Annotated in this window: 25 protein-coding genes; 16 read left to right on the top strand and 9 right to left on the bottom strand. The window is 67.4% G+C overall.

Features of this window, described 5'->3' with window-relative positions; all coding sequences use genetic code 11:
• The first annotated feature begins 106 nt into the window (after window positions 1-106).
• The 5 genes from Q8K84_RS16565 (at window position 107) to Q8K84_RS16585 (ending at window position 8,160) form a co-directional block, all read left to right on the top strand.
• Window positions 107-2,359 carry an acyl-CoA dehydrogenase gene (locus tag Q8K84_RS16565; protein WP_305283836.1) on the top strand — a complete coding sequence of 751 codons (2,253 nt, stop codon included), beginning with the start codon at window positions 107-109 and terminating at the stop codon, window positions 2,357-2,359.
• The gene (locus Q8K84_RS16570) at window positions 2,356-3,639 is read left to right on the top strand and encodes an acetyl-CoA C-acetyltransferase (RefSeq protein ID WP_305283837.1); all 1,284 of its coding nucleotides are present in this window, start codon (window positions 2,356-2,358) and stop codon (window positions 3,637-3,639) included. Before Q8K84_RS16565 ends, Q8K84_RS16570 begins: the two co-directional genes overlap by 4 nt.
• A gap of 11 nt (window positions 3,640-3,650) precedes the next feature.
• On the top strand, window positions 3,651-5,768 hold the full coding sequence (locus tag Q8K84_RS16575) for a 3-hydroxyacyl-CoA dehydrogenase NAD-binding domain-containing protein (RefSeq protein ID WP_305283838.1): 2,118 nt from the start codon (window positions 3,651-3,653) through the stop codon (window positions 5,766-5,768).
• A gap of 8 nt (window positions 5,769-5,776) precedes the next feature.
• Window positions 5,777-7,630 carry an acetyl-CoA hydrolase/transferase C-terminal domain-containing protein gene (locus Q8K84_RS16580; RefSeq protein ID WP_305283839.1) on the top strand — a complete coding sequence of 618 codons (1,854 nt, stop codon included), beginning with the start codon at window positions 5,777-5,779 and terminating at the stop codon, window positions 7,628-7,630.
• A gap of 62 nt (window positions 7,631-7,692) precedes the next feature.
• A complete protein-coding gene (locus Q8K84_RS16585; protein ID WP_305283841.1) occupies window positions 7,693-8,160 on the top strand; it encodes a polymer-forming cytoskeletal protein in 468 nt (155 codons plus the stop codon).
• A 4-nt stretch (window positions 8,161-8,164) separates the two neighbouring features.
• On the opposite strand, the gene Q8K84_RS16590 is transcribed toward Q8K84_RS16585, so the two are convergent.
• Both Q8K84_RS16590 and Q8K84_RS16595 read right to left on the bottom strand, forming a co-directional pair.
• Window positions 8,165-9,361, bottom strand: coding sequence for a patatin-like phospholipase family protein (locus tag Q8K84_RS16590; protein WP_305283842.1), 1,197 nt, complete (start codon window positions 9,359-9,361; stop codon window positions 8,165-8,167).
• 14 nt (window positions 9,362-9,375) lie between these two features.
• A complete protein-coding gene (locus Q8K84_RS16595) occupies window positions 9,376-10,314 on the bottom strand; it encodes a LysR family transcriptional regulator (protein WP_305283843.1) in 939 nt (312 codons plus the stop codon).
• Between the two features lie 102 nt (window positions 10,315-10,416).
• Here Q8K84_RS16595 and Q8K84_RS16600 point away from each other — a divergent pair, with 102 nt between their 5' ends.
• From Q8K84_RS16600 to Q8K84_RS16610, 3 genes are all read left to right on the top strand, one after another.
• Entirely contained in the window at window positions 10,417-11,115 is a 699-nt protein-coding gene (locus tag Q8K84_RS16600) for a pirin family protein (RefSeq protein WP_305283844.1), read from the top strand.
• A gap of 44 nt (window positions 11,116-11,159) precedes the next feature.
• Window positions 11,160-11,759 (top strand): NAD(P)H:quinone oxidoreductase, encoded by a 600-nt coding sequence (wrbA, locus tag Q8K84_RS16605; RefSeq protein ID WP_305283845.1) that lies wholly within the window; start codon window positions 11,160-11,162, stop codon window positions 11,757-11,759.
• Window positions 11,760-11,925: 166 nt separating this feature from the next.
• A complete protein-coding gene (locus tag Q8K84_RS16610; protein WP_305283846.1) occupies window positions 11,926-14,625 on the top strand; it encodes a TonB-dependent receptor in 2,700 nt (899 codons plus the stop codon).
• A gap of 203 nt (window positions 14,626-14,828) precedes the next feature.
• On the opposite strand, the gene Q8K84_RS16615 is transcribed toward Q8K84_RS16610, so the two are convergent.
• Together Q8K84_RS16615 and phnF are read right to left on the bottom strand one after the other, a co-directional pair.
• Complete coding sequence (locus Q8K84_RS16615; RefSeq protein ID WP_305283847.1) at window positions 14,829-15,962, bottom strand: alpha-D-ribose 1-methylphosphonate 5-triphosphate diphosphatase; 1,134 nt, start codon at window positions 15,960-15,962, stop codon at window positions 14,829-14,831.
• 27 nt (window positions 15,963-15,989) lie between these two features.
• Window positions 15,990-16,697, bottom strand: a complete 708-nt coding sequence (gene phnF / locus Q8K84_RS16620) for a phosphonate metabolism transcriptional regulator PhnF (protein WP_305283848.1) — start codon at window positions 16,695-16,697, stop codon at window positions 15,990-15,992.
• Window positions 16,698-16,863: 166 nt separating this feature from the next.
• Between phnF and phnG the strand changes: the two genes are divergently transcribed.
• The 8 genes from phnG to Q8K84_RS16660 are packed head-to-tail and all read left to right on the top strand — an operon-like array spanning window position 16,864 to window position 23,337.
• Window positions 16,864-17,337, top strand: coding sequence for a phosphonate C-P lyase system protein PhnG (gene phnG, locus Q8K84_RS16625; RefSeq protein ID WP_305283849.1), 474 nt, complete (start codon window positions 16,864-16,866; stop codon window positions 17,335-17,337).
• Complete coding sequence (phnH, locus tag Q8K84_RS16630; protein WP_305283850.1) at window positions 17,334-17,951, top strand: phosphonate C-P lyase system protein PhnH; 618 nt, start codon at window positions 17,334-17,336, stop codon at window positions 17,949-17,951. The genes phnG and phnH overlap by 4 nt, the downstream gene beginning before the upstream one ends.
• Window position 17,952: 1 nt before the next feature.
• On the top strand, window positions 17,953-19,062 hold the full coding sequence (locus Q8K84_RS16635; protein ID WP_305283851.1) for a carbon-phosphorus lyase complex subunit PhnI: 1,110 nt from the start codon (window positions 17,953-17,955) through the stop codon (window positions 19,060-19,062).
• Window positions 19,059-19,988, top strand: a complete 930-nt coding sequence (locus Q8K84_RS16640; protein WP_305283852.1) for an alpha-D-ribose 1-methylphosphonate 5-phosphate C-P-lyase PhnJ — start codon at window positions 19,059-19,061, stop codon at window positions 19,986-19,988. The genes Q8K84_RS16635 and Q8K84_RS16640 overlap by 4 nt, the downstream gene beginning before the upstream one ends.
• The gene (gene phnK / locus Q8K84_RS16645) at window positions 19,985-20,782 is read left to right on the top strand and encodes a phosphonate C-P lyase system protein PhnK (RefSeq protein ID WP_305283853.1); all 798 of its coding nucleotides are present in this window, start codon (window positions 19,985-19,987) and stop codon (window positions 20,780-20,782) included. The genes Q8K84_RS16640 and phnK overlap by 4 nt, the downstream gene beginning before the upstream one ends.
• A gap of 4 nt (window positions 20,783-20,786) precedes the next feature.
• Window positions 20,787-21,491 (top strand): phosphonate C-P lyase system protein PhnL, encoded by a 705-nt coding sequence (phnL, locus tag Q8K84_RS16650; protein ID WP_305283854.1) that lies wholly within the window; start codon window positions 20,787-20,789, stop codon window positions 21,489-21,491.
• A gap of 2 nt (window positions 21,492-21,493) precedes the next feature.
• Complete coding sequence (locus tag Q8K84_RS16655; protein ID WP_305283855.1) at window positions 21,494-22,636, top strand: alpha-D-ribose 1-methylphosphonate 5-triphosphate diphosphatase; 1,143 nt, start codon at window positions 21,494-21,496, stop codon at window positions 22,634-22,636.
• Window positions 22,633-23,337, top strand: coding sequence for a DUF1045 domain-containing protein (locus Q8K84_RS16660; RefSeq protein WP_305283856.1), 705 nt, complete (start codon window positions 22,633-22,635; stop codon window positions 23,335-23,337). Before Q8K84_RS16655 ends, Q8K84_RS16660 begins: the two co-directional genes overlap by 4 nt.
• On the opposite strand, the gene Q8K84_RS16665 is transcribed toward Q8K84_RS16660, so the two are convergent.
• The 5 genes from Q8K84_RS16665 to phnC form a co-directional block, all read right to left on the bottom strand.
• Window positions 23,334-23,642, bottom strand: coding sequence for a hypothetical protein (locus tag Q8K84_RS16665; RefSeq protein ID WP_305283857.1), 309 nt, complete (start codon window positions 23,640-23,642; stop codon window positions 23,334-23,336). The two genes, Q8K84_RS16660 and Q8K84_RS16665, sit on opposite strands and share 4 nt — an antisense overlap.
• A gap of 5 nt (window positions 23,643-23,647) precedes the next feature.
• Window positions 23,648-24,622 carry a sodium-dependent bicarbonate transport family permease gene (locus Q8K84_RS16670; protein ID WP_305283858.1) on the bottom strand — a complete coding sequence of 325 codons (975 nt, stop codon included), beginning with the start codon at window positions 24,620-24,622 and terminating at the stop codon, window positions 23,648-23,650.
• Between the two features lie 65 nt (window positions 24,623-24,687).
• Window positions 24,688-25,308: a phosphonate metabolism protein/1,5-bisphosphokinase (PRPP-forming) PhnN gene (gene phnN / locus Q8K84_RS16675; protein ID WP_305283859.1), complete on the bottom strand. Its 621-nt coding sequence runs from the start codon at window positions 25,306-25,308 to the stop codon at window positions 24,688-24,690.
• Window positions 25,235-25,927 carry a hypothetical protein gene (locus Q8K84_RS16680; protein WP_305283860.1) on the bottom strand — a complete coding sequence of 231 codons (693 nt, stop codon included), beginning with the start codon at window positions 25,925-25,927 and terminating at the stop codon, window positions 25,235-25,237. The genes phnN and Q8K84_RS16680 overlap by 74 nt, the downstream gene beginning before the upstream one ends.
• Complete coding sequence (gene phnC / locus Q8K84_RS16685) at window positions 25,927-26,706, bottom strand: phosphonate ABC transporter ATP-binding protein (protein WP_305283862.1); 780 nt, start codon at window positions 26,704-26,706, stop codon at window positions 25,927-25,929. The genes Q8K84_RS16680 and phnC overlap by 1 nt, the downstream gene beginning before the upstream one ends.
• Window positions 26,707-26,788 lie beyond the last annotated feature (82 nt).

Genomic DNA, 26,788 nt, shown 5'->3' on the forward strand with positions numbered 1-26,788 from the left:
TCGATCTGGGGGATCGTTTTTCCTCAGGAAGCGCCGGCTCCCTGGTCACGAACCGAACCGGCTCTGACGCGTTGGCCTTACTGAACCCAAACCCAGGAGGTGTTGCATGGACAGGTCAGCCCTGCGCCGCGACTTCGTCACGCGGCCGATCTACCACATGGCCAAGGGCGTCCTGCCCGAGATGTCCGACACCGAGGCCGAGGCGATCGCTGCAGGCGATGTCTGGTGGGATGCAGACCTTTTCTCCGGCGATCCCGACTGGCGGGCCATGCTGGACATTCCGCCCGCGAGGCTGACCGACGCCGAGCGCGCCTTTATCGATGGCCCCGTCGATCAGCTTTGCGCCATGCTGGACGATTGGAAAATCAACTGGGAGGATCGTGACCTTCCGCCGGAGGCGTGGGACTTCATCAAGCGCGAACGCTTCTTCGGGATGATCATCCCCGAGGAATTCGGCGGCCTCGGCTTCAGCCCTTATGCCCACTCCGAAGTGGTGCGGAAGATTTCCACGCGCTCGGTGGCCGCAGCCGTGACCGTGATGGTGCCCAATTCCCTGGGCCCCGGCGAACTGCTGATGAAGTTCGGGACCGACGACCAGAAATCCTTCTGGCTGCCTCGGCTGGCTGATGGCCGCGACATTCCGGCCTTCGGGCTGACCAGCGCAGAGGCCGGCTCGGACGCGACGGCGATGACCGACACCGGCGTGATCTGCGAGGGCGAGTACAAGGGCCAGAAGGTGCTGGGCCTACGGCTCAACTGGGCCAAGCGCTACATCACCCTGGGTCCCATCGCGACCGTCCTTGGGCTGGCCGTGAAGGTCAAGGATCCCGACGGCCTGCTGGGCGGTGAGGAACACCTGGGCATCACCGTTATCCTGGCGCCCACCGACACCGCAGGGATCGAAATCGGCCGGCGGCACATCCCGGCCATGCAGGCCTTCCAGAACGGTCCCAATTCCGGCCATGACGTCTTCCTGCCGATCGACGCCATCCTTGGCGGCCAGGAGCAGATCGGCAAGGGCTGGATGATGCTGAACGCGGCCCTCGCCGCCGGCCGTGGCATCTCCCTGCCCTCCCTTTCGGCCGCTGGCGCCGCCATGGCCGCGCGCACCACCGGCGCCTATTCCCGCGTCCGCACCCAGTTCCGGATTCCCATCGGCGAGTTTGAGGGCGTGCAGGAGCGGCTGGGGCGCATCGCCGCCAACGCCTATCTGCTGGACGCCGCCCGCCGCTTTACCTGCGCAGGCCTGGCGCTGGGCCACCATCCTTCGGTGGTCTCGGCGATCATGAAGAACAGCGCCACCGAGCGCATGCGTATCAGCGCCAATGACGCCATGGACGTCCATGCCGGCAAGGCGGTGATCGACGGGCCGAAGAACTATCTTGGAACCTTCTACCGCTCCGTACCCGTCGGCATCACGGTGGAGGGCGCCAACATCCTCACCCGCAGTCTGATCGTATTCGGCCAGGGCGCGATCCGCGCCCACCCCTTCATCCTCAAGGAGATGGAGGCCCTGGCTGACGAGGACACCCAACGCGGGCTGGCGGCCTTCGACGTCACCGTCTGGGCCCACGCCGGTCACATCCTGCGCACCGCCAAGAACGCCTTCATCCGCTCCTGGAGCGACGGCCTGCTGGGACCTGCGCCCGAAACCGGTCCGACCAAGCGCTATTATCGCAAGCTCAGCCGCTATGCGGCGAGCTTCGCGCTGGCCTCAGACGCCGCGCTGCTGACCATGGGGGGCTCGCTGAAGCGCAAGGAGATGCTGTCGGCCCGCTTCGGCGACATCCTGGCCGAGCTCTACCTGCTCAGCGCGACCCTCAAGCGCTGGGAGGAAGACGGCCGCCAGGAAGCTGATCTGCCCCTGGTCGAATGGATCATGCAGGACGGCTTTCTGACCATCGAGCGCCGCCTGAAGGAGATCCTCGACAACTTCCCCAACCAGCCCGTCGCCTGGTTACTGGGCCTGTTTGTCCTGCCGTTCGGTGTGATCCGCCGGGGTCCCAGCGACCGGGTCACCCGCGCCTGCGCCCGACTGATCCTGGAGCCGTCGGCCACCCGCGATCGCCTCACCGAGGGCGTCTATCTGGGCGTCGGCGACGACGCCGTGGCCGAACTGGAGCGCGCCCTGGATCTCGTGGTCTCCACCGAGCCGATCCGCGACCGCCTGAAGAAGCTGCGGGTCCGCGACCCGGACGCCGCCCTCGACCAGGGCCTGATCAGCCGCGAAGACCACGACAGGCTGGCTGAGGTGGCCATCGCCGTGGCCAAGGTGGTCGCCGTGGATGACTTCTCGCCTGAAGAGATCACCGGCATGGCGACCCCGGCTGAGCAGGTGCGCGTCGAGGCCGCCGAATGAGCCGGCCGGTCTATATTGTCGACGGCGCCCGCACACCGTTCATCAAGGCCCGGGGGCGGCCTGGTCCCTTCACCCCGGTGGATCTGGCCGTCCAGTGCGGGCGGCCCCTGCTGCTGCGTCAGCCTTTCGCGCCGAGCGCCTTCGACCAGGTCATCCTGGGCTGCGTGAATGTGGTGGCCGACGAGATGAACCCGGCCAGGGTGGCGGCGCTGCGCCTGGGCATGGGCGAGGCCATGGTCGCCTTCACCGTGCAGATCAATTGCGGCTCGGGCATGCAGTCCATCGACACCGCCTTCCGCTACATCCAGCAGGGAACCGCCGACCTGATCCTGGCCGGCGGCGCGGAGGCCCTCAGTCACGCGCCGCTGGTGCTGAGCCATGACGCCACCGATTGGTTCGCCGAGTTGAACGGGGCGCGGAGTCCCCTGGCGAGGGCCAAGGCCGCCATGGGCTTCCGGCCAGACTTCCTGAGCCCCGTCATCGGCCTGGAGCGGGGCCTGACCGACCCGATCACAGACCTGAACATGGGCCAGACCGCCGAGATTCTGGCGCAGATGTTCGAGATCTCCCGCCACGACGCCGACGTCTACGCCTCTGAAAGCCAGCTCCGTTCGGCCAGGGCTCATCAAGAGGGCTGGTTCAAGGGTGAGCTGGAGCCCGCCTTCGCCCGCGACGGTGAGCTTTATGACCGCGACGATGGCGTGCGGCCCGACTCCAGCCCCGACAAGCTCGCCAAGCTGAAGCCGGCTTTCGAGCCGCCGTTTGGCAAGGTGACGGCAGGCAACAGCTCGCAGATCACCGATGGCGCCGCCTGGGTGGTCCTGGCTTCTGAAGCTGCGGTGAAGGAACACGGCCTGGAGCCCCTGGCCGAGATCGTTGACAGCCGCTGGTCTGCGCTGGACCCGAAGATCATGGGGCTTGGCCCGGTGATGTCGGCCACCAAGCTGCTGCGCGCCCACGACATGACCCTGGCCGACGTGCCGATCTGGGAGATCAACGAGGCCTTCGCCGCCCAGGTCCTGGCCTGCCTGGCGGCCTGGCAGGACAATGACTTCCGCCGACAGGTGCTCGGTCTGGACGGCAACTTCGGCCAGATCGACCGGGAACGGCTGAACGTCGACGGCGGCGCCATCGGCATGGGCCATCCCGTCGGCGCCAGCGGGGCGCGCATCGTCCTGCACCTGGCCAACGCCATGAAGCGCCTGGCCCAGCCCCGGGGCGTCGCCACCGAGTGCATCGGCGGCGGCCAGGGCGGCGCCATGCTGATCCAAGCGGTCTGAAGGAGACATCAATGACGGATATCGCCTGGAAGACCCTGGAGCCCCGGCTGATGGAGCTTGGCCCTGACACCGGCGCCCCTGGCCCCTGGAAGGCTTGGCGGCTGACCCGGGATGAAGACGGGATCGACTGGCTGGTCGCTGACCAGCCCGGCGCCAGCGCTAACACTGTCTCCGAAGAGGTGCTGGAAGAGCTCGACCAAATCCTGGCCAAGGTGGAGCAGGACGCACCCAAGGCCCTGGTGATCCGCTCGGCCAAGGCCGGCGGCTTCTTCGCCGGCGCCGATGTGAAGGCCTTTGTCGGCGCCCGCGACGCCACCGAGGTGGAACAGCGGATGACCCGCGCCCACGAGGTGGTGGATCGCCTCGCCAGGCTCAGCACGCCGACGGTGGCGGTGATCCATGGTTACGCCCTGGGCGGGGGCCTGGAGATCGCGCTGGCCTGCGACCATCGGATTGTGGTGGGCGAGGACGCCCGTCTGGGCTTTCCAGAAGTTCAGCTCGGTCTGCATCCGGGCCTGGGGGGCACAGCTCGACTGCTGGACCTGATCGATCCGCTGGAAGCCATGCAGATGATGCTGACCGGCAAGGCCAAGCGTCCGGGCGAGGCCAAGGCTATCGGTTTGGCCGACGCCGTAGCCGAAGAGCGCCACGTGAAGGCCGCCGTCGCCGCCGTGGCCCGCGGCGAGTTCCGCGCCTCCAAGCCTGGCCGCTTGAGCCGGCTGCGCCATCAGGTGACCGATCGCATCCTTCACGCCGACATTCCGCGCCGCGCCGCCGCAGATCGCATGCGCAGCCAGGCCGCCAAGCAGGCGCCGCCAGAACACTATCCTGCCCCGGGCGCCTTGGTGGACCTATGGGAGCGTCATGGGGACGACCTGAAGGCCCTGCGAAAGGCCGAGATCGCCTCCTTCGCCCATCTCATGACCACCGATGCGGCTCAGAACCTGATCCGGGTCTTCTTTCTGCGCGAGACGATGAAGCGCTTGACCGAGGTCGAGGCCCAGGCGCCCGGCCATCTGCATGTCATCGGCGCCGGCGCCATGGGGGGCGACATCGCCGCCTGGGCGGCGTGGCACGGGATCAAGGTCACCCTAGCCGATCTCAAACCTGAGATCATCGCCCAGGCCATCGGCCGGGCCGCGACCCTCTATCCGAAACTGGGTCATGACAGCGCCAAGACCCGGGACGCCCTCGACCGGCTGATCCCCGATCCCGACGGCCAGGGGGTTCGCCACGCTGACCTGATCATCGAGGCGGCGCCTGAAAAACTTGATCTAAAAAGGAAAATCTACGCTGACCTCGAGCCGCGCATGAAGCCCGGCGCGGTGTTGGCCACCAATACGTCCTCGATCCGCCTGGAGGATCTGGTCGAAGGTCTCGAACGGCCCGAGCGGTTGATCGGCATCCACTTCTTCAATCCGGTCTCGCGGATGCAGCTCGTCGAAATCGTCACCCACGAAGGCGTGGCGACCGAGACCCTCGACATGGCCAAGGCCTTCCTGGGCGCCATCGACCGCCTGCCAGCCCCTGTGCGCAGCGCGCCCGGCTTCCTCGTGAACCGGGCGCTGACGCCCTACATGCTCGAAGCCATGGTGATGATGCAGGAGGGCCATGCGCCTGAGACCATCGACGCCGCAGCCGAGGCCTTCGGTATGCCGGTGGGACCGGCAGAACTGGCCGACCAGGTGGGCCTGGATGTGGGCATGGCGGTCGCTGACAGCCTGAAGGCCAGCCTCGACAAGCCCCTGCCCGTCCCCCCGGACACGCTGCGCGCCAAGGTCACGGCCGGTGATCTGGGTCGCAAGACCGGCAAGGGCGTCTATGCCTGGAAGGATGGCGAGCCGCAGAAGGCCAAGTCCTTCGCCAAGCCCACCCAGGAAATGACCGACCGTTTGATCCTGCCGATGATCGACGCCTGCCTGGAATGCCTCCGGGAGGGCGTGGTGGAGGACGAGGACATCGTTGACGGGGCCATGATCTTTGGCGCGGGCTTCGCGCCGTTCCGGGGCGGACCGATCCACTATGCCCGCAGCCACGGGGCGCAGGCTCTGAAGGCGCGCATGGAGGCGCTGGCGGCGACGCACGGCGAACGCTTCCGTCCCGACCAAGGCTGGGATCGCCTCACGTGAGCGCATCAATGTTGCGGATGACACAGGCCGACGCGGTCGCCAAGGCCATCATCGAACGCCTCGATGGCAAGGTGGTGCTGGGCCTGCCCCTGGGGCTGGGCAAGGCCAACCACATCGCCAACGCCCTCTATGCCCGGGCCGCCACCGACCCCTCGATCTCGCTGCGGATATTCACGGCGCTCACCCTGACCCCACCCGAGCCCGGCAGCCTGTTGGAGAAGCGCTTCATGGGGCCGATCCTGAAGCGAACGCTCGGCGGCTATCCCGAGCTTGCCTACGCCCAGGCCCAGCGCCGCGGCGGCCTGCCCCCCAATATCGAGGTCGACGAATTCTTCCTGCAGGCCGGCATGTGGCTGAACGATCCCGAGGTGCAGCAGAACTACATCAGCGCCAACTATACCCATGCAAGCCGCTACATCCTGGAGCGCGGCTGCAATGTGGTGGCCCAGCTGGTGGCCAAGGGAGAACGGGACGGCGGCGAGAGCTACAGCCTGTCGTGCAACACAGACCTGACCCTGGAACTGCTCAAGGCCAAGGCGGAAGGCCGGAGCGACCTCATCCTGGTGGGTCAGGTCAATTCTGAGCTGCCCTATATGCCGGGGGCCGCCGAGCTGCCGCCGGAAGCCTTCGCCATGATGCTGGAGAGCCCGGAGGTCGAATTCCCCCTGCCTGGCCCGCCCAAGCAGCCGGTGAGCCTGACCCACTATGCGATGGGCTTCCATGTCGCGAGCCTGATCCCCGACGGCGGGACGCTTGAGATCGGCATCGGGTCCATGGGCCATGCGGTGGCCCATGCCCTGATCCTGCGCCACCGGCAGCCGGCGAGGTTCGCCGCCATCCTCAAGAGCCTGACACCCCCTGACGACCGGCTGGAACGTCACACTGGCCCCTTCGAGGAAGGGATCTATGCCGCCACCGAGATGTTCGTGGACGCCTTTCTGGAGCTCTACCGGGCCGGTGTTCTGAAACGGGAGGTCGACGGCGCGGTGCTGGACGCGGCCTTCTTCCTGGCGCCCCGGGACTTCTACGCCGCCCTGCGCGACATGCCCCTGGAGGAGCGCGCCAAGTTCCGCATGACAGATGTGGGCTTCGTCAACGAGCTCCATGGCGCCGACTTCGACAAGCGCGTCGCCGACCGCAAGGGCGCCCGCTTCGTCAACAACGCCATGATCGCCACCTTGCTGGGCGCGGTGACCTCTGACGCCCTGGAGGACGGCCGCGTGGTGAGCGGGGTGGGCGGCCAGTACAACTTCGTCGCCCAGGCCTTCGCCCTGCCGGACGCCCGCTCGATCATGACCCTTCCGGCCAGCCGCCAGGGGCGTGATGGCCCGGAGTCAAACATCCGCTGGTCCTACGGACACACCACCATTCCGCGGCACCTGCGCGACATGGTGGTGACCGAGTATGGCGTCGCCGACCTGCGCGGCGCCCGCGACGCCGAGGTGATCGCCGCAATGCTGGAGGTGGCCGATGCGGGCTTCCACGAGCCCCTGACCAACCAGGCCAAGGCCGCAGGCAAGCTCGCCGGCGACCACCAGATCAGCGCCTTTGCCGCTGGAAACACCGCGGACGCCCTCGCGGCGCGGCTGGCCCCGTTCCGCGAGGCCGGCGACCTGCCGCCCTTCCCGTTCGGCACCGAGATGACCGTGGTGGAGCAGGCCCTGGCTCCCGCGCTGCAGAAGATCAAGGCCGCTTCGGTCTCCAAGAGCGAGATCGCCGCGCTCGCCCTGCGCGGTCTGACGGCGGGACGGCCTGACGCCAAGGTCCGCCAGGCGTTGGAGCGACTGGGCCTCGACCGGCCCTCCAGCCTGGAGGAGAGGCTCTACGCCCGGCTGGTGCGCGGGGCCATGGCGGGGGGTTAAGCTCTACCGCGGCCCGCGGCTTGCAGCGCCCCACTCAAATCGTACCGAGAAGGGACGCCGCCATGTTCGAGAAAGCCAACAAGACCTCGCCTCGCCCGCAGGCGGAGGAGACGCCCCTCGCCCGCAATGCGCTCGCCGCCGCGCCCGCGACCGCCAAGCCCAAGGCGCCTTCGCTGATCGGCCCAGGCCTTTGTATTCAAGGCAATGTGGCCGGCGAGGCCGAGGTGCAGATCGATGGCCTGGTGCGCGGCGACGTGCGGGTGGGCAAGCTCAGCCTTGGGCCGCAAGGTCGGATCGAGGGCTCCGTGGTGGCCGTGGTGGCCGAGATCCGCGGCCATGTGAAGGGCCCGATGAAGGCGCGTCAGGTGCGTCTCTATGGGACAGCCCATGTGGAGGGCGACATCGCCCACGAGCAATTGGCGATGGAAACCGGTGCGGTGTTCGAAGGCCGCAGCGTGCGCCTGGCCAAGGCCGAAGCCGATGCGCCCGCCGCGGTCCCGGCCGCGCCAGCCGTGTCCAGCGCCGCCTGAAACTTCAGGGGGCTGGCGGCGGCTCCGGGTTGATCTCATCAAAGGCCGTCCCGGTGGCCGCGGCGGCGCGCCCGGCCTCGAACAGCCGCCGCATGGACTCCGCATCGAACGCCAGGCTGTCGGCCCCGAGGGCTGTGGGAATGGCGGCGTAGCGAAGTCGCGCGCCATTCCGATCCGCAAAGGCGACGGCCGCAATCAGGTGCGCCCGCAGATCGGACTTGGACAGGGTGTCAAAGCTTCGCATCAGGATCGGCAAGGTCGCGCCCTTGGTGACGGTTCGACGCGGCTCAATCTCGCCATTGATGATCACATACAGGGCCTGAGGCCGCATATTTCCCTCCGGCGTCCAGAAGGTCAGGCTGGAGGGCGCCAGAACGAAGGGGGTGGAGACGCCCCCATCCACATGCATCTCCGCCCGTCCCGATCCGCCCTCGTCGAGGTCCATCATGACGGGCGGAAACACCCCCGGGATACTGGCCGAGGCCACTAGCGCGTTGCGGAAAAGCGCCAGGGCGGCGGCTTCCTGCCCTGGCGCCTGACCCGCCAGAGCTATGGCGCCCATGTCCCACAGGATCGTCGCCTGGGCGTCAAGATTGGTCGTGGCCACCAGCAAACGGCGCCCGGCGCGGTGTTCTGCGGCGATGGCGGTCAGCAGCGCCGGATCGACATATTTGCCGACCAGGGATCGGAGCGAGCGATCGCTGTAGAGACTGGGTCGGGAAAGCGCCCCCCACCCGCCCGAAGCCAGCCGCGAAACATCCTCGTCCCGATAGGCCGCCGTGAGCCGCTCGTCCCAGTCTGGTCCCAGGAAGGCGAAGGGGGAGATCAGGGCGCCGGTGCTGACCCCCGTCACCAGGTCGAAATCTGGCCTCTGACCAGCCTCGGTCCATCCGACGAGAACGCCGGCCCCATAGGCCCCATTGGCTCCGCCGCCTGACACAGCCAGGGCGCTCACGGCCGTCGCGCCGCGGGCCTCCCGCTCGGCCTCCCAGACGCCCAGAAAGGCTTGGCCTGCCACCTCATCATTGGCGGCGAACCGGAAGGAGTCGAGAGCCGAGGTCGGTTGGGTGGCCCTCAACCCGGCCAGTCCGGTGTCTGAGCGAGAGATTGAGCCGCAGCCCGCCAACGCCAGAGACATGGCGAGCGTCAGGGCGACAGTCAGCCGGCCGCTTCGGCCGCTGAGGCTCAGGCTTGTCCACATGAAACTCCAGTGACTCAAGCTGCGCCATCTGTCGAGACTAGACCACGCCCCGCGCATCGCTCCGACAGCCGCGAGACCAGAAACTGGGCCATGGCCTCGACCCGGGCCGGGCGGGGGCCCCCTGGCGGCATCACCAGATGCAGGGCCACCGGCGGCGGGCTCCACTCGGTGAGCACCGCCTCAAGCCGGCCCGCCGCAAGGCTTGAGCCGACGATGAAGTCTGGCTGCAGCGCCAGACCAAGACCCGCCTCAAGGGCGGGCAGCAGGGCCTCGGCGTTGTTGGCCCGAAGGGGGCCGGCGGGGCGAACCGAGGCCTCTTCCCCCGCATCGTTGACGAAACGCCACGTCTCAGGCGTCGGCAGATAGGCGTAGCCAAGGCAGGCATGCTCGGCGAGGTGGGCTGGATGTGTCGGGCGCCCCCGGGCGGCGAGATAGGACGGCGCGGCCACCACGTGCCGGGCGACGGGGCCGATCCGCCGGGCGATCAGGGATGAATCTGGCAGGGCGGCGATCCGCAGGGCCATGTCGAAGCCCAGTCCGACCAGATCGACCGCCTCGTCGCTCATATGCAGATCGACCGAAACTTCCGGATAGGCGGCCAGAAAGTCGGGCAACAACGGCGCGACCTCCAGAAGGCCAAACGACATTGGTGAAGCCAGGCGCACCAGGCCCCGGGGCTGGGCTGACTGGGCGAGGATTTCATCCTCGGCCGCCTCGCCGTCGGCCAACAGCCGTGCAGCCGGTTCAGCCAGCCGCAGCCCGGCCTCGGTCAGGGAGAGCCGCCGGGACGTACGATTGAACAGGCGGGCGCCCAGCCTGATCTCCAGTCGCGTCACCGCCTTGGACACCGTCGCCTTGGACAGTTTCAGGTCGTCGGCGGCGGCGGAAAAGGACTTCAGCTCCACCACCTTGGCGAAGATGGCCATGGCCTCCAGGTCTGGCAATTGAGCCATAATCCGAAACTTTGTCTTTCAATAGTTTCTATTTATATCTCGATCATCCCTCCTATCTTGGTCTCAGGCAAGAGCGCCCTGCTGGGCGCGGAGGTTTTCAAGATGATCGAACGCAGAGGTTTCGACGGACTGGGGGGCGCCGACCATGGATGGCTGAAGGCGCGCCACCACTTTTCCTTCGCCAACTACTATGACCCCAAACGCATGGGCTGGGGCCCGATCCGGGTGTGGAACGACGACGAGATCGCGCCGAACTCAGGGTTTCCGCCCCACCCCCACGCTGACATGGAGATCATCACCTATGTCCGCGACGGCGCCATCACCCACCAGGACAGCCTGGGCAACAAGGGTCGCACCGAGGCCGGCGATGTCCAGGTGATGAGCGCGGGCTCCGGCATCCGCCACGCCGAGTACAATCTGGAGAGCGACACCACCCGCATCTTCCAGATCTGGATCGAGCCGTCCCGCACCGGCGGCGCGCCCGCCTGGGGCGCCAAGCCCTTCCCCAAGGACGACCGCTCGGGCCGCTTCGTGACCCTGGCCAGCGGTTTCGAGGAAGATGCCGACGCCCTGCCGATCCGCACGGCGGCCCGCGTGCTCGGCGCCACCCTGAAGGCCGGTGAGACCACCGAGCACGCCCTGGACGCCGGGCGTCACGCCTATCTGGTGCCGGCCAGCGGGCGGGTCGAGGTCAATGGCGTGACCCTGGAGGCCCGCGACGGCGCGGCCATCACCGGCGAGACGTCCCTGACCATCACGGCGCTCGAAGACTCCGAACTCGTCCTGGTGGACGCGGCCTGAAGGCGGCGTCCCCACCCCCAAACCTCATCTGCAGGAGAGCCACAATGACCAAGGTTCTGGTCCTTTACTATTCGGCCTATGGCCATATCGAAACCATGGCCGAGGCCGTCGCCGAGGGCGCCCGCCAGGCCGGCGTCCAGGTGGACATCAAGCGGGTTCCTGACCTTGTCCCCGAAGAGGTCGCCAAGGCGGCCCACTACAAGCTTGACCAGGCGGCGCCGGTAGCCTCCATCCAGGACCTGGCGGAGTATGACGCCATCATCATCGGCGTCGGCACGCGGTTTGGTCGCATGGCCTCGCAGATGGCCAACTTCCTCGACCAGGCCGGCGGCCTGTGGGCCAGCGGCGCCTTGAACGGCAAGGTCGGTGGCGCCTTCACGTCTACGGCCACCCAGCATGGGGGCCAGGAGACGACGCTGTTCTCGATCATCACCAACCTGATGCATTTCGGCCTGGTGGTGGTCGGCATGGACTATGGCTATCAGGCTCAGATGCGCCTGGACGAGGTGACCGGCGGCAGCCCCTACGGCGCGACGACCATCACCGGCGGCGATGGTTCGCGCCAGCCCAGCCAGACCGAGCTGGACGGCGCCCGCTATCAGGGCCGCCGCATCGCCGAGGTGGCCAAGAAGCTGCAGGGCTAAATCAGGGCGCGCGCTTGTCCCCACCAGGGCTGGCGCGCGCCGCGCCTGTCTAGCCGACAAGTCTGGTCACCAACACGGAGACATCACGAAACCCAAGAATGGATGACACTCACCTGCCCTAGTTCAGGCCCCCGTCCGCTGATCACAGCAACAAGGGGGACGGACCATGTCATCCAACCATCTGCGCCAACCGGCGCGCCTCGCTGGCGCTCGCAAGCGCCGCGCTCTTCTGGCCCTCTCGGCCTCGCTACCCATCCTTGCGGCGGCAGCCACACCCGCCCTGGCCGACGACGCCGAGGTCAGCGAGCTGGTGGTCACGGCTACCCCGATCCGCGAGTCCATTGAGGCCTCCCTGGAAATCCAGAAGGCATCGGACAATATCGTCAATGTCATCGCCGCCGACACCATCGGCCGCTTCCCCGACGCCACCGCGGCCGGCGCGCTCGCCCGCCTGCCCGGCGTCGGCGTGCAGCGCGACCAGGGCCAGGAGCGCTACATCCAGATCCGCGGCGCACCGACCCGCTGGACCACCATGGCGCTCGACGGCGTCAACCTGATCGGCGCCGAAGACCGCATCTTCCGGTTCGACTCCGTGCCAGCCGCCCAGATCAGCCAGGTCGTGCTGAACAAGACCCTGCTGCCCAACATGCCCGCCGAGGCTCTGGCGGGCCGGGTGAACATCGAAACCTTCTCTCCGCTGTCGCAGCCCGGCTTCCACGGCAGCTTCGACGTGGGCGGCGGCTTCGTCGACATGGGCGATGGCCCGGTGAAGCAGTATTCCGGCCGCCTGTCCTGGTCCAACGGGACCTGGGGCGCCAGCCTGATCGGCTCCCACTACTCCTTCGAGCAGCACACCGACAACTCCGAGCCGCGCTTTGACGACATCGGCCTGTCCTCGCAGCGCTGGACCAAGTATGTGATCGAGCGCGTCACCGAGTCGTTTTCCGGAAAGATCGAATACTCACCCAACGACGATCACTATATCTCGCTCTCGCATCTGACGACTGAGTTCGAGGATTTTGAAGAGCGAAACTGGTACGTCTTCACCTATGCCAACGCCTTCTCGGGGACGCGCGACTTTGAGACCGCCGATCTGATCGGCGTGCCGATGACCGCGTCGTTCGCCTATGGCATCTATACAAACGGCGTGCAGTTCAACGTCCTGCACGGTGACCATCGGGTCAACAATTGGGACCTCAGCTGGGACCTGGCCCACGCCGCCACCGAGTTTAACAACTTCTATCCGAGTGTCGGTCAACAGACCTCGACCTCGACGTCGCGACCCTCGATCGCCAACACCGCCTTCCTCCCGTCGATGACCGTGAAGGTCAACGCCGTCGCTGGCGGCATCCCGCTGCACACGCTCTATGACACGACGCTGGCCAATGGCCAGCCGGCCCGCGGCCAGCAGCGCACCTCTCTCAACCAGATGTCCTTGCCGGAGTCCTTCGCCAGCGAATCTACCGGCAGGCTTGAGACCGAGGCGGTCACCGTGAAGTTTGATGGCAGCCGAGACTGGGACAGCTTCGGCGCCCAGGCCACCTTCAGCGCCGGCTTCCAGTATGACGACCGGGCGCAGGAGAACGACGTCACCAACCTGGTGCGCCCCAATGGCACGGTGGCCGCCGGCAATCGGACCGGCTTCCCCCTGGAAACCAACGGCGCCCTACTGGGCATGCCGTGGGACATGCGCACCCTGTTTGGCTCAACACCTTACGACCAAGATATGGATCGGGGCTTTACCGGCGTTCACATCGACACTCGTCGGATGGTCGCAGGCGTGCTGGCCCTTATGGACGCCGCCCGGGCCGCTAACGCCGCTGGGACGGGTAATTTCGCCGTCTATGACATCGACCCAAGGCTGAGCAATTCGGTCGATGAAACCGTCGCAGCGGCCTATGTGATGAACCGCTGGAAGTGGGATCGCCACACCCTGACCGCTGGTGTCCGGGTGGAGCGCACCGAGATCGAATCTCAGGGCTTGGCCCTCGTCGGCAACACCCTGACACCCCTCGCCTTCGGCACTGAAGAAACCAACATTTTCCCGAGCCTGCACTACGGGTTCGACTATTCAGACAGCATCAAGCTTCGCGCCGCCTTCATCACCGGCGCAGCTCGCCCGAGCCTTGAGGACATGCGCGCCACGGTGACGGTCAACGACACCAGTGAGACCGTTTCCGGCGGCAACCCCTTCCTGACGCCGGAGAAGGCCTACGGGGTCGACCTCTCAGCTGAATGGTACTTCGCCCCGGCCTCCCTGCTGGCGGTCAGCTTCTTCCACCGCGAAGTCGACAAGGTGCTGTTCAGCTCGTCTCAGATCATCGGGGACGACAGCTACAACTTCGGCGGCGTCGATCGCAGCGACTACACCTTGTCGTCCTTCCAGAACGGCCGCGACGGCTACCTGACCGGGCTGGAGTTCGTCTACACCCAGCCCTGGGCCTTCCTGCCGGGCTGGGCCTCAGGCTTCGGCTTCCAGGGCAGCGTGTCATTCACCAAAGGTGAGTTCGAGACCCCGGACGGCGAGACCGTCGAGTTCCCCGGCACCTCGGACGTGATCACCGGGGCCACCCTGTTCTATGAGAAGTACGGCCTGTCCTCGCGTCTGACCTATCAACACCGCACGGACTGGTTGGACGAAGTCTTCCCCTCGGGCTCGTCGGCCAACTCCAACCTCTACTGGGGGGACAGTCAGCGTCTGGACTTCTCCGCCCGCTACCAGGTCAACGACACCTACTCGGTCTTCTTTGACGCCAACAATCTGACCAACGAAGAGGGCGTGCGTTACCAGGGGCGCGAGGATCGTCCCTATGAGATCGAGGGCTTTGGCCGGAAGTATCTGCTGGGCGTCCGCGCCTCGTTCTAGTCCCCCGCCCAAGCTGGCCGCAGGCGACTGCGGCCAGCGCCCGGACACGAACTTCGGCGCCCCGGTCACGGCCGGGGCGCCTTTTCATTGTTCGGGCTTGGGGCGGAAGTGCGGGAGACGCCCAGCGCCGAGCGCCGAGCGCCATCAGCGACGACAGCGGCGTGAACGCCTCGGAGCCATCCATCGCCGTCCGGGCGTGGGTCTCAGGCCGCCCGGACGCCCTTGGTCCATACCCCTCGCACCAGGGGGAGCCCCCCCGCCAGCCGCACGCGCAGCAGATCGGCCCGCTGGCCGGCGGCGATCTCCCCGCGATCTGAGAGGCCGACAGCCCGGGCCGGCGCTGCGGTGACCAGGGCCGCGGCCCGGGCCAGGCTCCAGCCAAAGGGCGCCCGCGTCATGGCGAAGGCGCACTCCACCAGGCTGCGGGGCACATAGTCCGAGGCGAAGGCGTCCAGCAGTTCGGCCTCGGCGAGTTCGGCCGCCGGCACATTGCCGGAATAGGAGCCGCCGCGGATCAGGTTCGGACCGCCCATCACCACCACCATGCCCCGCTCGCGCGCTCGCTGGGCGGCCTCGGCCGTGACCGGAAACTCGGCCACCGTGGCGCCCAGATCAGCGGCCTCGTCCACATGGGCCAGGCTTTCGTCGTCGTGGCTGGCCAGGGGGATCAGACGGTCCCTGGCCATTTCAGCCACGTGGGTGCGATTGCCCTCGGCGTTGCGCCCCTGGCGTTCGCGGACCTGCGCCAGTCGGTCGAGGGCGGCCGCCTCGCTCATGCCGTTAGCCTGCCAGTTGGCCATGTGCTTTTCGAGATTGCGATACTGTCGCTGGCCCGGGGTGTGATCCATCAGGGAGAACAGCGACGTCATCGGATGATCGGCCATGACCTCCAACCGGCTGCGAAGGTCATCGGCCGTGGTCTCGCATCGCCAGTGGATTTTGTGGTCGGCCCGCAGCATGCCCTGGGTCTGGGCGTCGTGCAGGCCATCTACCAGGCGCTTCAGATTGTCGGTGCTGCGGGCCGCCGAGGGGTTGAAGGAGCCGAGCGTCAGGGAGTTGAGAACCGTGGTCACCCCCACCGACAGGCCACATCCGTCATGGGTCACCGCCGCCGAGACCGGGTTCCAGTCGATGTTCGGCCGGGGGAAATAGTGCTTTTCCAGGCTGTCGGTGTGCAGGTCGACGACCCCGGGCATCAGGACATCGCCCTCAAAGTCCTCCCCAACCTCGCCGCCCCCGCGGTCGACCTGGACGATGACGCCGTCGCGCACCAGAACCGATCCGATGAAGTCATCTTCGCCCGTGACCACACGGGCGTTTCGAAACGCCAGTTCCACACTCTTCTCCTGGAAAACTTGAGACAATCAGTCCCGCTCTGGGTCCTGGAAGATGATTTCGATCTCCGCGGTGGAGCGGGATTCCCCGAACTCCAGCGGGCGGCCCAGACCATCGACATTGAGGTATTTGCGGATCAGCAGCGGGACGTGCCGGGGAACGTGCAGTTGCTCGGCCTCCTGCGGGGTGGGCAGGCGCGCTGAAATGGAGGTTTTTCGCCGCGTATAGTCGGGCACGCCGCTGTCGCGCAGGGTCTGGGTGATGGTGCTGCGGACCTTGTACATCTCGATGAAGGTCGGGAAGCGCTCGAAGCTGAAGTGGTGAAGGCCAAGCGCCGTCGGCTCACCATCGACGAAACGTCGCCGCTCCATGAAGATCACCGGCGCGCCGATCTTCAGGCCCAGGGCCTCGGCCACCGGACTGGTCGCCGGACGAACCTCCAGCTTGATGATCTGGGTGGTCGGCTCCGCGCCGCTTCTCAGGACCGCCTCGGTGAAGCGGGGCCGCTTCTGGAGCCGCGCCGGACGCGAGGGCCGGCGCACGAAGCTGCCCCGTCCCTGGGTCGACTCCACGATCCCCTTTTCCTGCAGGTCAGACAGGGCGCGGCGCACCGTGTGTCGATTGACCATGAACTGACGCGACAGCTCGTGTTCGGTCGGTAACTTGTCGCCCGGCGTCAGCTCACGCGACCGGATCTGCTGTTCCAGGGACTGGGCGATCTCGCGCCACAACGGCATTCCACCTGACATTCCACCACCTCGTCATCAGTCTACGTCGGATGTCCTAGACAAGTTTTACTACTGTAAAATAACTTTCATACTTGGCTTGTTGTCGCCAATTGGGCTTTCGAATACCCAATGCATAGGACGAATACAACATTTTACTTACTTGTCGAGGTGAGGCATGCCGACAGAACCGGTCGAAGCGACGGCGAGCAACGAGCGCCGCAATTGGTTGTCCATCCTGGCCAAGGCGAATCCGGCCGAGGTGGCCGCAGCCTGGGACGCCCTCTCAGCGCCTCCAGCCTATTCGGCGCTGCGCGCGCCGGAGACAGGCCTTGTTCTGGTGCGGGGCCGCATGGGCGGGGCCGGTGACGCCTTCAACATGGGCGAGATGACGGTCACCCGCGCGGCGGTGCGGCTGGAGAGCGGCGAGACTGGGATCGGCTATGTCGCCGGCCGCGACCGTCGCCACGCCGAACTGGCCGCGGCCGTCGACGCCATGATGCAGGCCCCGGCGCTTCGCCCGGCGGTCGAGGGCGCCGTGGTCGCCAAGCTGGCCCGCGCCCAGGCTGCGCGCCGCGACACCGCCGCCCGCAAGGCGGCGGCCACCAAGGTCGACTTCTTCACCATGGTTCGCACCCGAGGCCCCCAATGAGCGTCGCAACCCTTGATCTCAGCCGTATCGCCCCGGCCTTCACTGACCCGGTTCGCGAGAGCCAGGCGGTGTTCCGCGAGGTGATGGAATGCATGGCCCGTCCGGGCCGCATCACCCGCTTCGACCGCGCGCCCCAGGCCCCGACCGGTCTGGAAAAGGCCGCCGGCGCCGTGGCCCTGACCCTGTTCGACTTCGAGACCCTGGTCTGGCTCGACCCGGCGCTCGCCGATTCAGGGGCCGAGGCCTGGATCCGCTTTCACTGCGGCTGCCCGCTGACCACAGCCGGGCAGGAGTCGGCCTTCGCCCTGGTCACAGATCTGGCCAAGGCTCCGAACCTGGCCGCCTTCAACCAGGGTGACGCCAAGTATCCCGACCGCTCCACCACGGTGATCCTGCAGCTCCCGTCCCTCGACGGCGGGCCTACCGTGACCCTCAGCGGACCGGGCATCCAGACCACCACCGACATCGCGCCCCAGGGGCTGCCCCAGGACTTCTGGACGCAGATCGAGACCAACCAGGCGCAGTTCCAGTTCGGCGTCGACGTGCTGCTGGTCGCCGGTGACCAGCTGCTCGCCCTGCCGCGCACCACAACCGCTCAGATCAAGGGAGGCTGACATGGCCTATGTTTCCGTCAAAGGCGGCGAGAAGGCGATCACCCACGCGCACCAGTGGCTGGCCGAAGATCGCCGTGGCGATCCTGGCGTCAGTGAGCTGGAGGTGGCGCAGGTTCGCGAACAGCTCTCGCTGGCCGTCGACCGGGTGATGAGCGAAGGCTCCTGCTACGACCGCGACCTGGCCGCCCTGGCCATCAAGCAGGCTCGCGGCGACCTGCCCGAGGCCATCTTCCTGCTGCGGGCCTATCGCACCACCCTGCCCCGCTTCGGCGCCTCCCTGCCCGTGGAGACCGAGGCCATGGCGGTGCGTCGCCGCGTCTCGGCCGCCTTCAAGGACATTCCCGGCGGCCAGGTGCTTGGCCCCACCTTCGACTACACCCACCGCCTGCTGGACTTCGCCCTGGCGGCTGAAGGCGGCGTCGCCCCTGAGCCTGCGCCCCAGGCCGAGGAGCCCCAGGCCTATCCCATGCCCAACATCGCCTCGGTGTTCCGGCATGAGGACCTGCTGGAGCATGACGTCCGCGCGGACGAACCGGCTGAGCCCTACGACCTGACCCGCGAGCCGATGAAGTTCCCCGCCGACCGCGACCAGCGCCTCCAGGCCCTGGCCCGGGGCGACGAGGGCTTCCTGCTCAGCCTGGCCTATTCCTCGCAGCGGGGCTGGGGCTCGACACACCCCCTCTGCGGCGAAATCCGCCTAGGGGAAGTGGCCGTCGAATTCGTGCCTGACGAGCTCGGCTTCGCCATCGAGATCGGCGAAATCACCCTGACCGAATGCACCATGCTGTCGGGGTTCGCAGGCTCTGCCGAGCGTCCGCCGCAATACACCCGCGGCTACGGCCTGACCTTCGGCCACTGCGAGCGCAAGGCCATGAGCATGGCCATCGTCGACCGCGCCCTGCGTCACCGTGAAGTCGGCGAACAGGCCGACGCGCCGGTGCAGGACGAGGAGTTCGTCCTCTACCACTCCGACAATGTGGAAGCCTCGGGCTTCGTGCAGCACCTGAAGCTGCCCCACTACGTCGACTTCCAGGCCGACCTGCAACTGATCCGCCGGCTCCGCAAGGAACACGGCGAGCGTCGCGCCGCTCTGAAGGAAGCCGCAGAATGAGCACCCCCGTCCCGGCTCGCGCCAATGCGCCCGAGCGCTACTACAACTACGCCTATCTCGATGAGCAGACGAAGCGGATGATCCGCCGCTCGATCCTGAAGGCCCTGGCCATCCCCGGATACCAGGTGCCCTTCGGCTCGCGAGAAATGCCCGTGCCCTATGGCTGGGGCACCGGCGGCATCCAGCTGACCGCGGCGATCATCGGACCCGACGATGTCTACAAGTGCATCGATCAGGGCGCTGACGACACCACCAACGCCGTCTCCATCCGCCGGTTCTTCGCCAATGTGGCTGACGTCGCCACCACCGAGGACACCGGTGAGGCGACCATCATCCAGACCCGTCACCGGATCCCGGAAAAGCCCCTGAAAGAGGGCCAGGTGCTGATCTATCAGGTGCCGCAGCCCGAACCCCTGCGCGGCCTGGAGGCCCGGGAGACCGAGACCCGCGCCATGCACGCCTATGAGGAATACGGCCTGCAGTACGTCTCCCTCTACGAGAACGTCTCGACCTACGGGCGCATCGCCGCCACCGCCGGCTATCCGGTGATGGTCGAGGAGCGCTACCTGATGTCGCCCTCGCCGATCCCCAAGTTCGACAATCCGAAAATGGCCAAGAACGAAGCGGTCATGCTGTTCGGCGCGGGTCGTGAAAAGCGTATCTACGCCGTGCCGCCGTTCACCCGCGTGCGCAGCCTGGATTTCGAGGATTACCCCTTCGAGACCCAGACCTGGGAAGAGACCTGCGCCCTCTGCGGCGCCAAGGACTCCTATCTGGACGAGGTCATCCTCGATGACGCCGGCGACAAGATGTTCGTCTGCTCCGACAGCCACCACTGCGCCGAACGCCGGGCCGCCGGCCATGTCGGCCCCATGGCTGGTCACAGCCTGGATCAGGACGCCGCACTTAAGGAGCCCGCCCAATGAACGCCATCTCGGGCAGAATTGCGCCCGCCCCCCTGCTCAGCGTCGAGGGCCTGACCAAGTGGTACGGCCATGTCCTGGGCTGCCGCGACGTGGCCTTCGATCTGCGCCCGGGCGAGGTGCTCGGCATCGTCGGTGAGAGCGGGTCTGGCAAGACCACCCTGCTCAACTGCATCTCTGGCAAGCTGACGCCGACCGCAGGCGAGGTCCGCTTCGACACCCGCCGCTTCGGCCTGACTGACATCTACGGCCTGTCCGAACCCGACCGCCGCCGGATGCAGCGGGAGGAATGGGGCTTCGTCCACCAGAACCCCCGCGATGGCCTGCGCATGCGGGTCTCCGGCGGGGCCAATGTGGCCGAGCCGCTGATGAACCTCGGTGGACGCCACTACGGCGACATGCGCCAGGCCACCATCGACTGGCTGGACCGGGTCGAGCTCGACACCCGCCGCATCGACGACAAGCCGCGCAACTTCTCCGGCGGCATGCAGCAGCGGATCCAGGTGGCCCGGAACCTGATCCACGGCCCGCGCCTGGTGTTCATGGACGAGCCGACCGGCGGTCTCGACGTGTCGGTCCAGGCCCGCCTGCTCGACCTGCTCCGTGAGCTGGTCCGAGACCTCGGCCTGGCCGTGATCATCGTCACCCATGACATGGCCGTGGCCCGCCTGATGGCCGACCGCCTGATGGTCATGAAGGGCGGCGAGGTCGTGGAAACCGGCCTGACCGACCAGGTGCTGGACGATCCCCAGCACCCCTACACCCAGCTCCTCGTCTCCTCCGTCCTGCAGATCTAGAGCCATGACCGACAAACCCCTGATCATCGTCGAAGACCTGGCCAAGACCTTTGTTCTGCACAATGCGGAATCGGCCACCATCCCGGTCTTCCAGGACCTGACCCTGCAGGTCGCCGCCGGCGAGTGCGTGGTGCTGGCCGGAGAGTCCGGCGTCGGCAAGTCCACCCTGATGCGCTCCATCTTCGGCAACTATCTGCCGACGCAAGGGGCGGTGAAGGTCTGGCACGACGGCGCCTATGTGGACATCACCCAGGCCAGCCCCCACGAGGTGCTCGAGGTTCGCCGGCGAACCCTGGGCTATGTCTCCCAGTTCCTGCGGGTCATCCCCCGGGTGCCGACCCTGCAGCTGGTGATGGAGCCCTTGCTGGAGAACGGCGTCTCGTTCGAAGAGGCCAAGGACCGGGCCAGCGAACTGCTGTCGGCGCTCCGCCTGCCACAGGCCCACTGGGACCTGCCGCCGGCCACCTTCTCCGGCGGCGAGCAGCAGCGGGTCAACATCGCCCGCAGCTTCATCCGGAAATACCCGGTCCTGCTGCTGGATGAGCCCACAGCCTCCCTGGACGCGGAAAACCGGGCCATCGTCGTGCGGCTGATCAACGAGGCCCTGGCCGAGGGCGCGGCGATGATCGGCATCTTCCACGACCTCGACGTCCGCGACGCCGTGGCCAGCCGGTTGTTTGAAGTCTCGCAATCCAAGGCGGCGGCCTGACCATGACCGAGATCCGCATCTACTCCGACAAGGTGATCACGCCCACGGGCCAGATCGCCGCTGAACTGGTTCTCCGCGACGGCGTCATCGCCGTCGTGGAGGCCCGGGACTCGGCGCCCGCCGGGGCTCTCGACTGGACCGGCGACGTCCTGATCCCAGGCCTGATCGACATCCACACCGACAATCTCGAGAAACACTATCAGCCCCGTCCCGGCGCCCTCTGGGACGCCTATGGGGCGGCGCTCGCCCACGACGGCCAATGCGTCACCGCCGGCATCACCACCGTGCTGGACTCGCTCAGCCTGCACGGGCGCAAGGACGGCCTGGACCGCAAGGACGCCCTCGGTCCGATGATCGGCGGGATGGACCAGGCGCAGACCGATGGCGCCCTGCGCGCCGATCACCTGTTGCACCTGCGCTGCGAGGTGACTAACCCCGAGCTGCTCACCCTGCTGGAGCCGCACGCCGACAATCGGCGGCTGAAGCTGCTGTCGGTCATGGACCACACGCCCGGCCAGCGGCAGACAGCCAATGTGGAGCGCCTCCAGGCGCGCATGGTCGCGGCCGGTCGCAGCTCCGACGAGGTCGAAGAGATCATGACCCGCCGGCACTCTGGCCGCGACCCAGGCGTCGCCTATGACAATCGCCGCAAGGTGGTGGCCTTCGCCCGCGAATACGGCCTCCCCCTGGCCGCCCACGACGACGAGACCCTTGAACATGTGGAGGAGGCGCACGACGACGGCTGCGTCATCGCCGAGTTCCCCGTCACCCTGGCCGCAGCGCAAAGGGCGCAGGAGCTCGGCATGTTCGTGGCCATGGGCGCGCCGAACTTCGTGCGCGGCGGCTCGCATTCAGGCAATCTGTCGGCCCGTGAGAGCGCCCAGGCCGGCGTGCTCGACATCCTCGCCTCGGACTATGTGCCCCTCTCCATGCTCCGTTCCGCCTTCATGTTGATCGATGACCTGGGCTGGTCGCCGCAGGCCGCCATGGCCACGGTCAGCTCAGGGCCAGCCCGCAGCCTGGGCCTCGACGACCGGGGCGACATCGTCGCGGGCCAGCGGGCTGACCTCGTCAGGGTGTCCCGCCGCAGCCAGGGCTGGCCCGTGCCGGTCGAGGTCTGGCGCCAGGGCGCGCGGGTGGCATGAGCCCCCGCTACGCTGTCTATTACGCGCCCGATCCGCACGGCGATCTCTGGGACCTGGCCTGCGCCTGGCTTGGCCGCGATCCGCACCGCAAGGTCGATTGCGTCCGGCCAGCCACGCCGGCCCTGGCCGATCTCGACCTCGACGCCCTGACCGCCAGCCCCCGGGGCTATGGCTTCCACGCCACCCTCAAGGCCCCGTTTGAACTCGCCGAGGACGCCAGCGAGCGCGATCTGTTGGACTTCGCCGAAGGTTTCGCCGGCCGCCGGGCCGCATTCGAGGCTTCGATTTCGCCCCAGGCGCTCGGGCGCTTTCTGGCGTTTCGGCTGAACGACCCCTGCCCTGCCATGGACGCCCTGGCGGAGGCCTGTGTTCAGGAGTTCGACCCGTTCCGCGCCCCCCTGTCGGAGGCCGACCTCGCCCGTCGGCGCAAGGCTGAGCTGACATCGGCCCAGGACGCCCGCATGCTGGAATGGGGCTATCCCTATATTTTCAATGATTTCCGCTTCCACATGACGCTGACCAGCAGCATCGCCGACGACGCCGTGCGGGCCCGGGTGCTGGAGACGCTGCTGCAGCTCTTCGCCTATGTGACCGGGCCGCACCGCTTCGACAGTGTCGCCATCTACCGCCAGGCCGACCGCGACGCGCCGTTCGAGGTCATGTCGCGCTTCGGCTTCGCCCGCGAGGCGGCGCGGTCCTAGAACTTCTCGCCACGCATCACTTCGACATCGGAAACGGCCGCGACCCCAGGATAGTCGGTGAAGAAGTCGGCCAGGCGGGCCAGGACCCGTTCGGCCACCTCGGCGGTCACCAGGGCGAAGATCAGCCGCTTCTCCTGGCCTGGCGTGAAATCGCCGCTGCGCCATTCACCGCTGTCGCCGGCGCCCGCGAGGCTCGGCAGGACCGTCCAGCCCCGCACCCCAGCCTCGGCGAGGAAGGCCTCGACCCGGCGCAGCACCGGCGCCTCGACGATGATCTCCAGCTTCTTGCGCTTGGACAGTTGCATGGATCTCACCCGATGAGGGCGGCTGTGGCCGCCGTGTAGAGGGGAATGCCGAAGACCAGATTGAACGGGAAGGTCACCGCCAGGGAGAGGGTCAGGTAGACGCCAGGGTCGGCATCCGGCAGGGCGATCCGCATGGCGGCCGGTACAGCGATATAGGAGGCGCTGGCCGCCAGGATCGCCAGGACCGCGGCGTTGCCGGGCGACAGGCCAAGGGCCAGGGACAGGCCGAGAGATAGCGCCGAGGACAGCAACGGCATCAGCAGGGCGAAGGCCACCAGCGGAAGGGTGAGCGACCGCGCCGCGCTGAGCCGCCGGGCCGCCACCAGCCCCATATCCAGCAGGAAGAGCACCAGCACGCCCTGGAAGACCGGCCCGACAAAGACCTCCATCTTGCTCATGCCGGCGTCGCCGCTGAGCAGGCCCACAAGGAAGGCGCCGATCAGCAGGACGACCGAGCCGTTCAGCGCCACCTCACGGAACAGTTCGCCTCGCAGACCCTGGCGCCCGGCCGCCCCGCCGCCCGCCAGGATCAGGGCCGAGAGAATGGCCGGGGTCTCCATCAGGGCCACCACCGCCACCATGTAGCCGCCAAACGGCACGCCGCTGACCCGCAGGAACTCCGTGCCCGCTACGAAGGTGACGATGGAGACCGAGCCATAGTGGGCCGCCGTCGCCGCCGCCGTGGTGCGGTCCAACCGGCTGATCAGCCGCAGAATGCCAAAGGCGATGATGGGAAGGCCGAAGCTCAGTATCAGGCCGACGCCGGCCGCCTTGAGGAAGTCCGGGCTCAAGCCCGCCCTGGCCGCCTCCACCCCGCCCTTGAACCCGATGGAAAGCATCAGGACCAGAGCCAGGGTCTTGGCCGCCCCTTCCGGCACCGTCAGGTCGGACTTGAACCAGCCCGCCCCAAAGCCCAGCAGGAAGAACAGGATAGCCGGCGTCAGCAGGTTGGTCAGGGCCAGTTGCAGCGAGTCGACCATGGGCGGCTCCTAGGCGGGGGTCCGGAGGCCGGCCCTCTTAGCAGGTCGCCTTGCCGGCTCCAGGCTCAATCATCCCTGAGGATGGCGCTCATCATAGCCATGACGCCGGCTTCTTGTGAGCCGTCATTGCGCAGCGCGACCACGTCTTCGCCGGCGACGCTGTAGGCTTGGGCGCGGGCGATGCGATCGGTGATCTCAGCCTCGGATTCGCGGCCACGGCGACGCAGGCGCTCGGTGAGCTGGTCAGGATCGGCGCTGACCGACACGACGCGCACGACGCCGACCCGCCGCCGGGCCTCGTCGATCACGCCACGGGACACATTGGCCACCACGCGGCGGCCAGCGGCCAGATCGTGCAGAATGTCCGCCGGCACGCCATAGCAGAGGCCGTGGGCCCGCCAGGACAGGGCATAGGCGCCGGCGGCCTCGCGACGGCGGAATTCAGACTCGCTGACCGGCTGATGGTCTTCGCCGCCGGCCTCGGCCGGGCGCGAGATGTCGCGGCGGACGAAAACCACGTCGGGATCTTGGGCCAGGGCCGCGCGGGCGCCGTCGATCAGCGTGTCCTTGCCAACCCCGGAGGGGCCGACCACCAGGATCAGCAGGCCGGGCTCAGGCGTATTTTTCGACGAAGGCGTCGGCGTCGAGGGCGCGGAAGTCGTCGAGGGCGTCGGCGAGGCGTTCATGGTCCCAGTCCCACCAGGCGATCGCTAGAAGGCCGTCCTGCACCGCCTTGGGGAAGCGCTCGCGGATCGGCTTGGACGGCACCCCGCCCACGATGGTGAAGGGGGCCACATCCTTGGACACCACCGCGCCGGCCCCGACAACTGCGCCCGTCCCGATGGTGACGCCCGGCAGCACGGTCACCCCATGGCCCAGCCACACATCGTGGCCAAGAGTCACGGTGTGCGAGCGGCGCCACTCGAAGAAGTCCTGGTCGTCCTCATCCCCCAGCTCATACGAGATCGCCCGATAGCTGAAGTGATGCTGGGCGGCTTTCCAGGTGGGATGATTACCGGGATTGACCCGGACGTCCCGGGCGATGGAGCAGAACTTTCCGATCTCCGCATAGGCTGAGCTGGAGTCGTTCACGATGTAGCTGAACGCCCCCATGGCCGTTTCCGACAGGCTGGTCCGCGCGCCCACCCGGCACCAGGGGCCAAGAATGCTGTCGTGCACCTGAGCCTGGGCGTTGATCGCGGGCTCAGGGCCGCGCGCCTTCTCGGCCGGTCCGGCCGGCGGCGTGAAGCGCTCGAAATAGCGATAGCCTGGCGACAGGGGCCGGTCGGCGAGCTTCAGACCCATCAGGCGGCCACCACGGCAGGGGCGAAATCCCGGCCAGCTCGGCCTGTCCGCACACCGTAGATCCGATCGACCACATCCTGGGTCAGGCCCGAGGCCGGGCCATCATAGATGATCTTGCCTTTCGACATGCCGATGATGCGCGTGCAGTAGCGCCGGGCGATATCCAGGCTGTGCAGATTGACGATCACCGGAATGCCGCGCTCGCGGCAGACATCCTCAAGCGCCTCCATCACCACCTCGGTGTTGATGGGATCCAGCGAGGCGACCGGCTCGTCGGCCAGCAGCATGTCCGGCTCCTGCAGCATGGCGCGCGCAATGGCCACCCGCTGCTGCTGCCCGCCCGACAGGGTGGCGGCCCGTTGCAGAGCCGCCTGGGCCATGTCGAGGCGATCAAGCTCAAGGATGGCGCGGGCGCGATCTTCGGCGGGGAAGATCTTCAGAAGCGACGTCGCCGTCGGCCGCTCGGCGAGAACCCCCACCAGCACATTGGTGATCACATCCAGACGCGGACAGAGATTGAACTGCTGGAAGATCATCGCGCAGCGACGGCGCCAGCTGCGCAGGGGCTTGCCCTTGAGCCTGCCCACATCCTCGCCGTCCCACAGAATCTGGCCCGAGGTGGGATCGGCCAGGCGGTTGATCATGCGCAACAGGGTGGACTTGCCGGCGCCCGAGCGCCCGATCACCCCGATGAACTCGCCGCGGTCGCATTTGAAGGAGACGCCGTCGACGGCGCTGACCTCCCCGAACCGCTTGGTCACGTTGCGCAGCTCCAGCATCCTGCCTCCAGGGTTCGGCGGTAAGCTCTTGTAGGTCGTAGCCTAGGGCCGCCCGGTGACCCCGGCGTGACGGCCCGCGAGA

This window comes from Phenylobacterium sp. (assembly GCF_030679875.1).
Lineage (GTDB): Bacteria > Pseudomonadota > Alphaproteobacteria > Caulobacterales > Caulobacteraceae > Phenylobacterium.

What these genes read in the sequence shown, in the direction of transcription:
- Q8K84_RS16565 (WP_305283836.1), top strand. Translation starts at nt 107, where the DNA reads ATGGACAGGTCAGCCCTGCGCCGCGACTTCGTCACGCGGCCGATCTAC.
- Q8K84_RS16570 (WP_305283837.1), top strand. Translation starts at nt 2,356, where the DNA reads ATGAGCCGGCCGGTCTATATTGTCGACGGCGCCCGCACACCGTTCATC.
- Q8K84_RS16575 (WP_305283838.1), top strand. Translation starts at nt 3,651, where the DNA reads ATGACGGATATCGCCTGGAAGACCCTGGAGCCCCGGCTGATGGAGCTT.
- Q8K84_RS16580 (WP_305283839.1), top strand. Translation starts at nt 5,777, where the DNA reads ATGTTGCGGATGACACAGGCCGACGCGGTCGCCAAGGCCATCATCGAA.
- Q8K84_RS16585 (WP_305283841.1), top strand. Translation starts at nt 7,693, where the DNA reads ATGTTCGAGAAAGCCAACAAGACCTCGCCTCGCCCGCAGGCGGAGGAG.
- Q8K84_RS16590 (WP_305283842.1), bottom strand. Translation starts at nt 9,361, where the DNA reads ATGTGGACAAGCCTGAGCCTCAGCGGCCGAAGCGGCCGGCTGACTGTC.
- Q8K84_RS16595 (WP_305283843.1), bottom strand. Translation starts at nt 10,314, where the DNA reads ATGGCTCAATTGCCAGACCTGGAGGCCATGGCCATCTTCGCCAAGGTG.
- Q8K84_RS16600 (WP_305283844.1), top strand. Translation starts at nt 10,417, where the DNA reads ATGATCGAACGCAGAGGTTTCGACGGACTGGGGGGCGCCGACCATGGA.
- wrbA (WP_305283845.1), top strand. Translation starts at nt 11,160, where the DNA reads ATGACCAAGGTTCTGGTCCTTTACTATTCGGCCTATGGCCATATCGAA.
- Q8K84_RS16610 (WP_305283846.1), top strand. Translation starts at nt 11,926, where the DNA reads ATGTCATCCAACCATCTGCGCCAACCGGCGCGCCTCGCTGGCGCTCGC.
- phnF (WP_305283848.1), bottom strand. Translation starts at nt 16,697, where the DNA reads ATGCCGTTGTGGCGCGAGATCGCCCAGTCCCTGGAACAGCAGATCCGG.
- phnG (WP_305283849.1), top strand. Translation starts at nt 16,864, where the DNA reads ATGCCGACAGAACCGGTCGAAGCGACGGCGAGCAACGAGCGCCGCAAT.
- phnH (WP_305283850.1), top strand. Translation starts at nt 17,334, where the DNA reads ATGAGCGTCGCAACCCTTGATCTCAGCCGTATCGCCCCGGCCTTCACT.
- Q8K84_RS16635 (WP_305283851.1), top strand. Translation starts at nt 17,953, where the DNA reads ATGGCCTATGTTTCCGTCAAAGGCGGCGAGAAGGCGATCACCCACGCG.
- Q8K84_RS16640 (WP_305283852.1), top strand. Translation starts at nt 19,059, where the DNA reads ATGAGCACCCCCGTCCCGGCTCGCGCCAATGCGCCCGAGCGCTACTAC.
- phnK (WP_305283853.1), top strand. Translation starts at nt 19,985, where the DNA reads ATGAACGCCATCTCGGGCAGAATTGCGCCCGCCCCCCTGCTCAGCGTC.
- phnL (WP_305283854.1), top strand. Translation starts at nt 20,787, where the DNA reads ATGACCGACAAACCCCTGATCATCGTCGAAGACCTGGCCAAGACCTTT.
- Q8K84_RS16655 (WP_305283855.1), top strand. Translation starts at nt 21,494, where the DNA reads ATGACCGAGATCCGCATCTACTCCGACAAGGTGATCACGCCCACGGGC.
- Q8K84_RS16660 (WP_305283856.1), top strand. Translation starts at nt 22,633, where the DNA reads ATGAGCCCCCGCTACGCTGTCTATTACGCGCCCGATCCGCACGGCGAT.
- Q8K84_RS16665 (WP_305283857.1), bottom strand. Translation starts at nt 23,642, where the DNA reads ATGCAACTGTCCAAGCGCAAGAAGCTGGAGATCATCGTCGAGGCGCCG.
- Q8K84_RS16670 (WP_305283858.1), bottom strand. Translation starts at nt 24,622, where the DNA reads ATGGTCGACTCGCTGCAACTGGCCCTGACCAACCTGCTGACGCCGGCT.
- phnN (WP_305283859.1), bottom strand. Translation starts at nt 25,308, where the DNA reads ATGAACGCCTCGCCGACGCCCTCGACGACTTCCGCGCCCTCGACGCCG.
- Q8K84_RS16680 (WP_305283860.1), bottom strand. Translation starts at nt 25,927, where the DNA reads ATGGGTCTGAAGCTCGCCGACCGGCCCCTGTCGCCAGGCTATCGCTAT.
- phnC (WP_305283862.1), bottom strand. Translation starts at nt 26,706, where the DNA reads ATGCTGGAGCTGCGCAACGTGACCAAGCGGTTCGGGGAGGTCAGCGCC.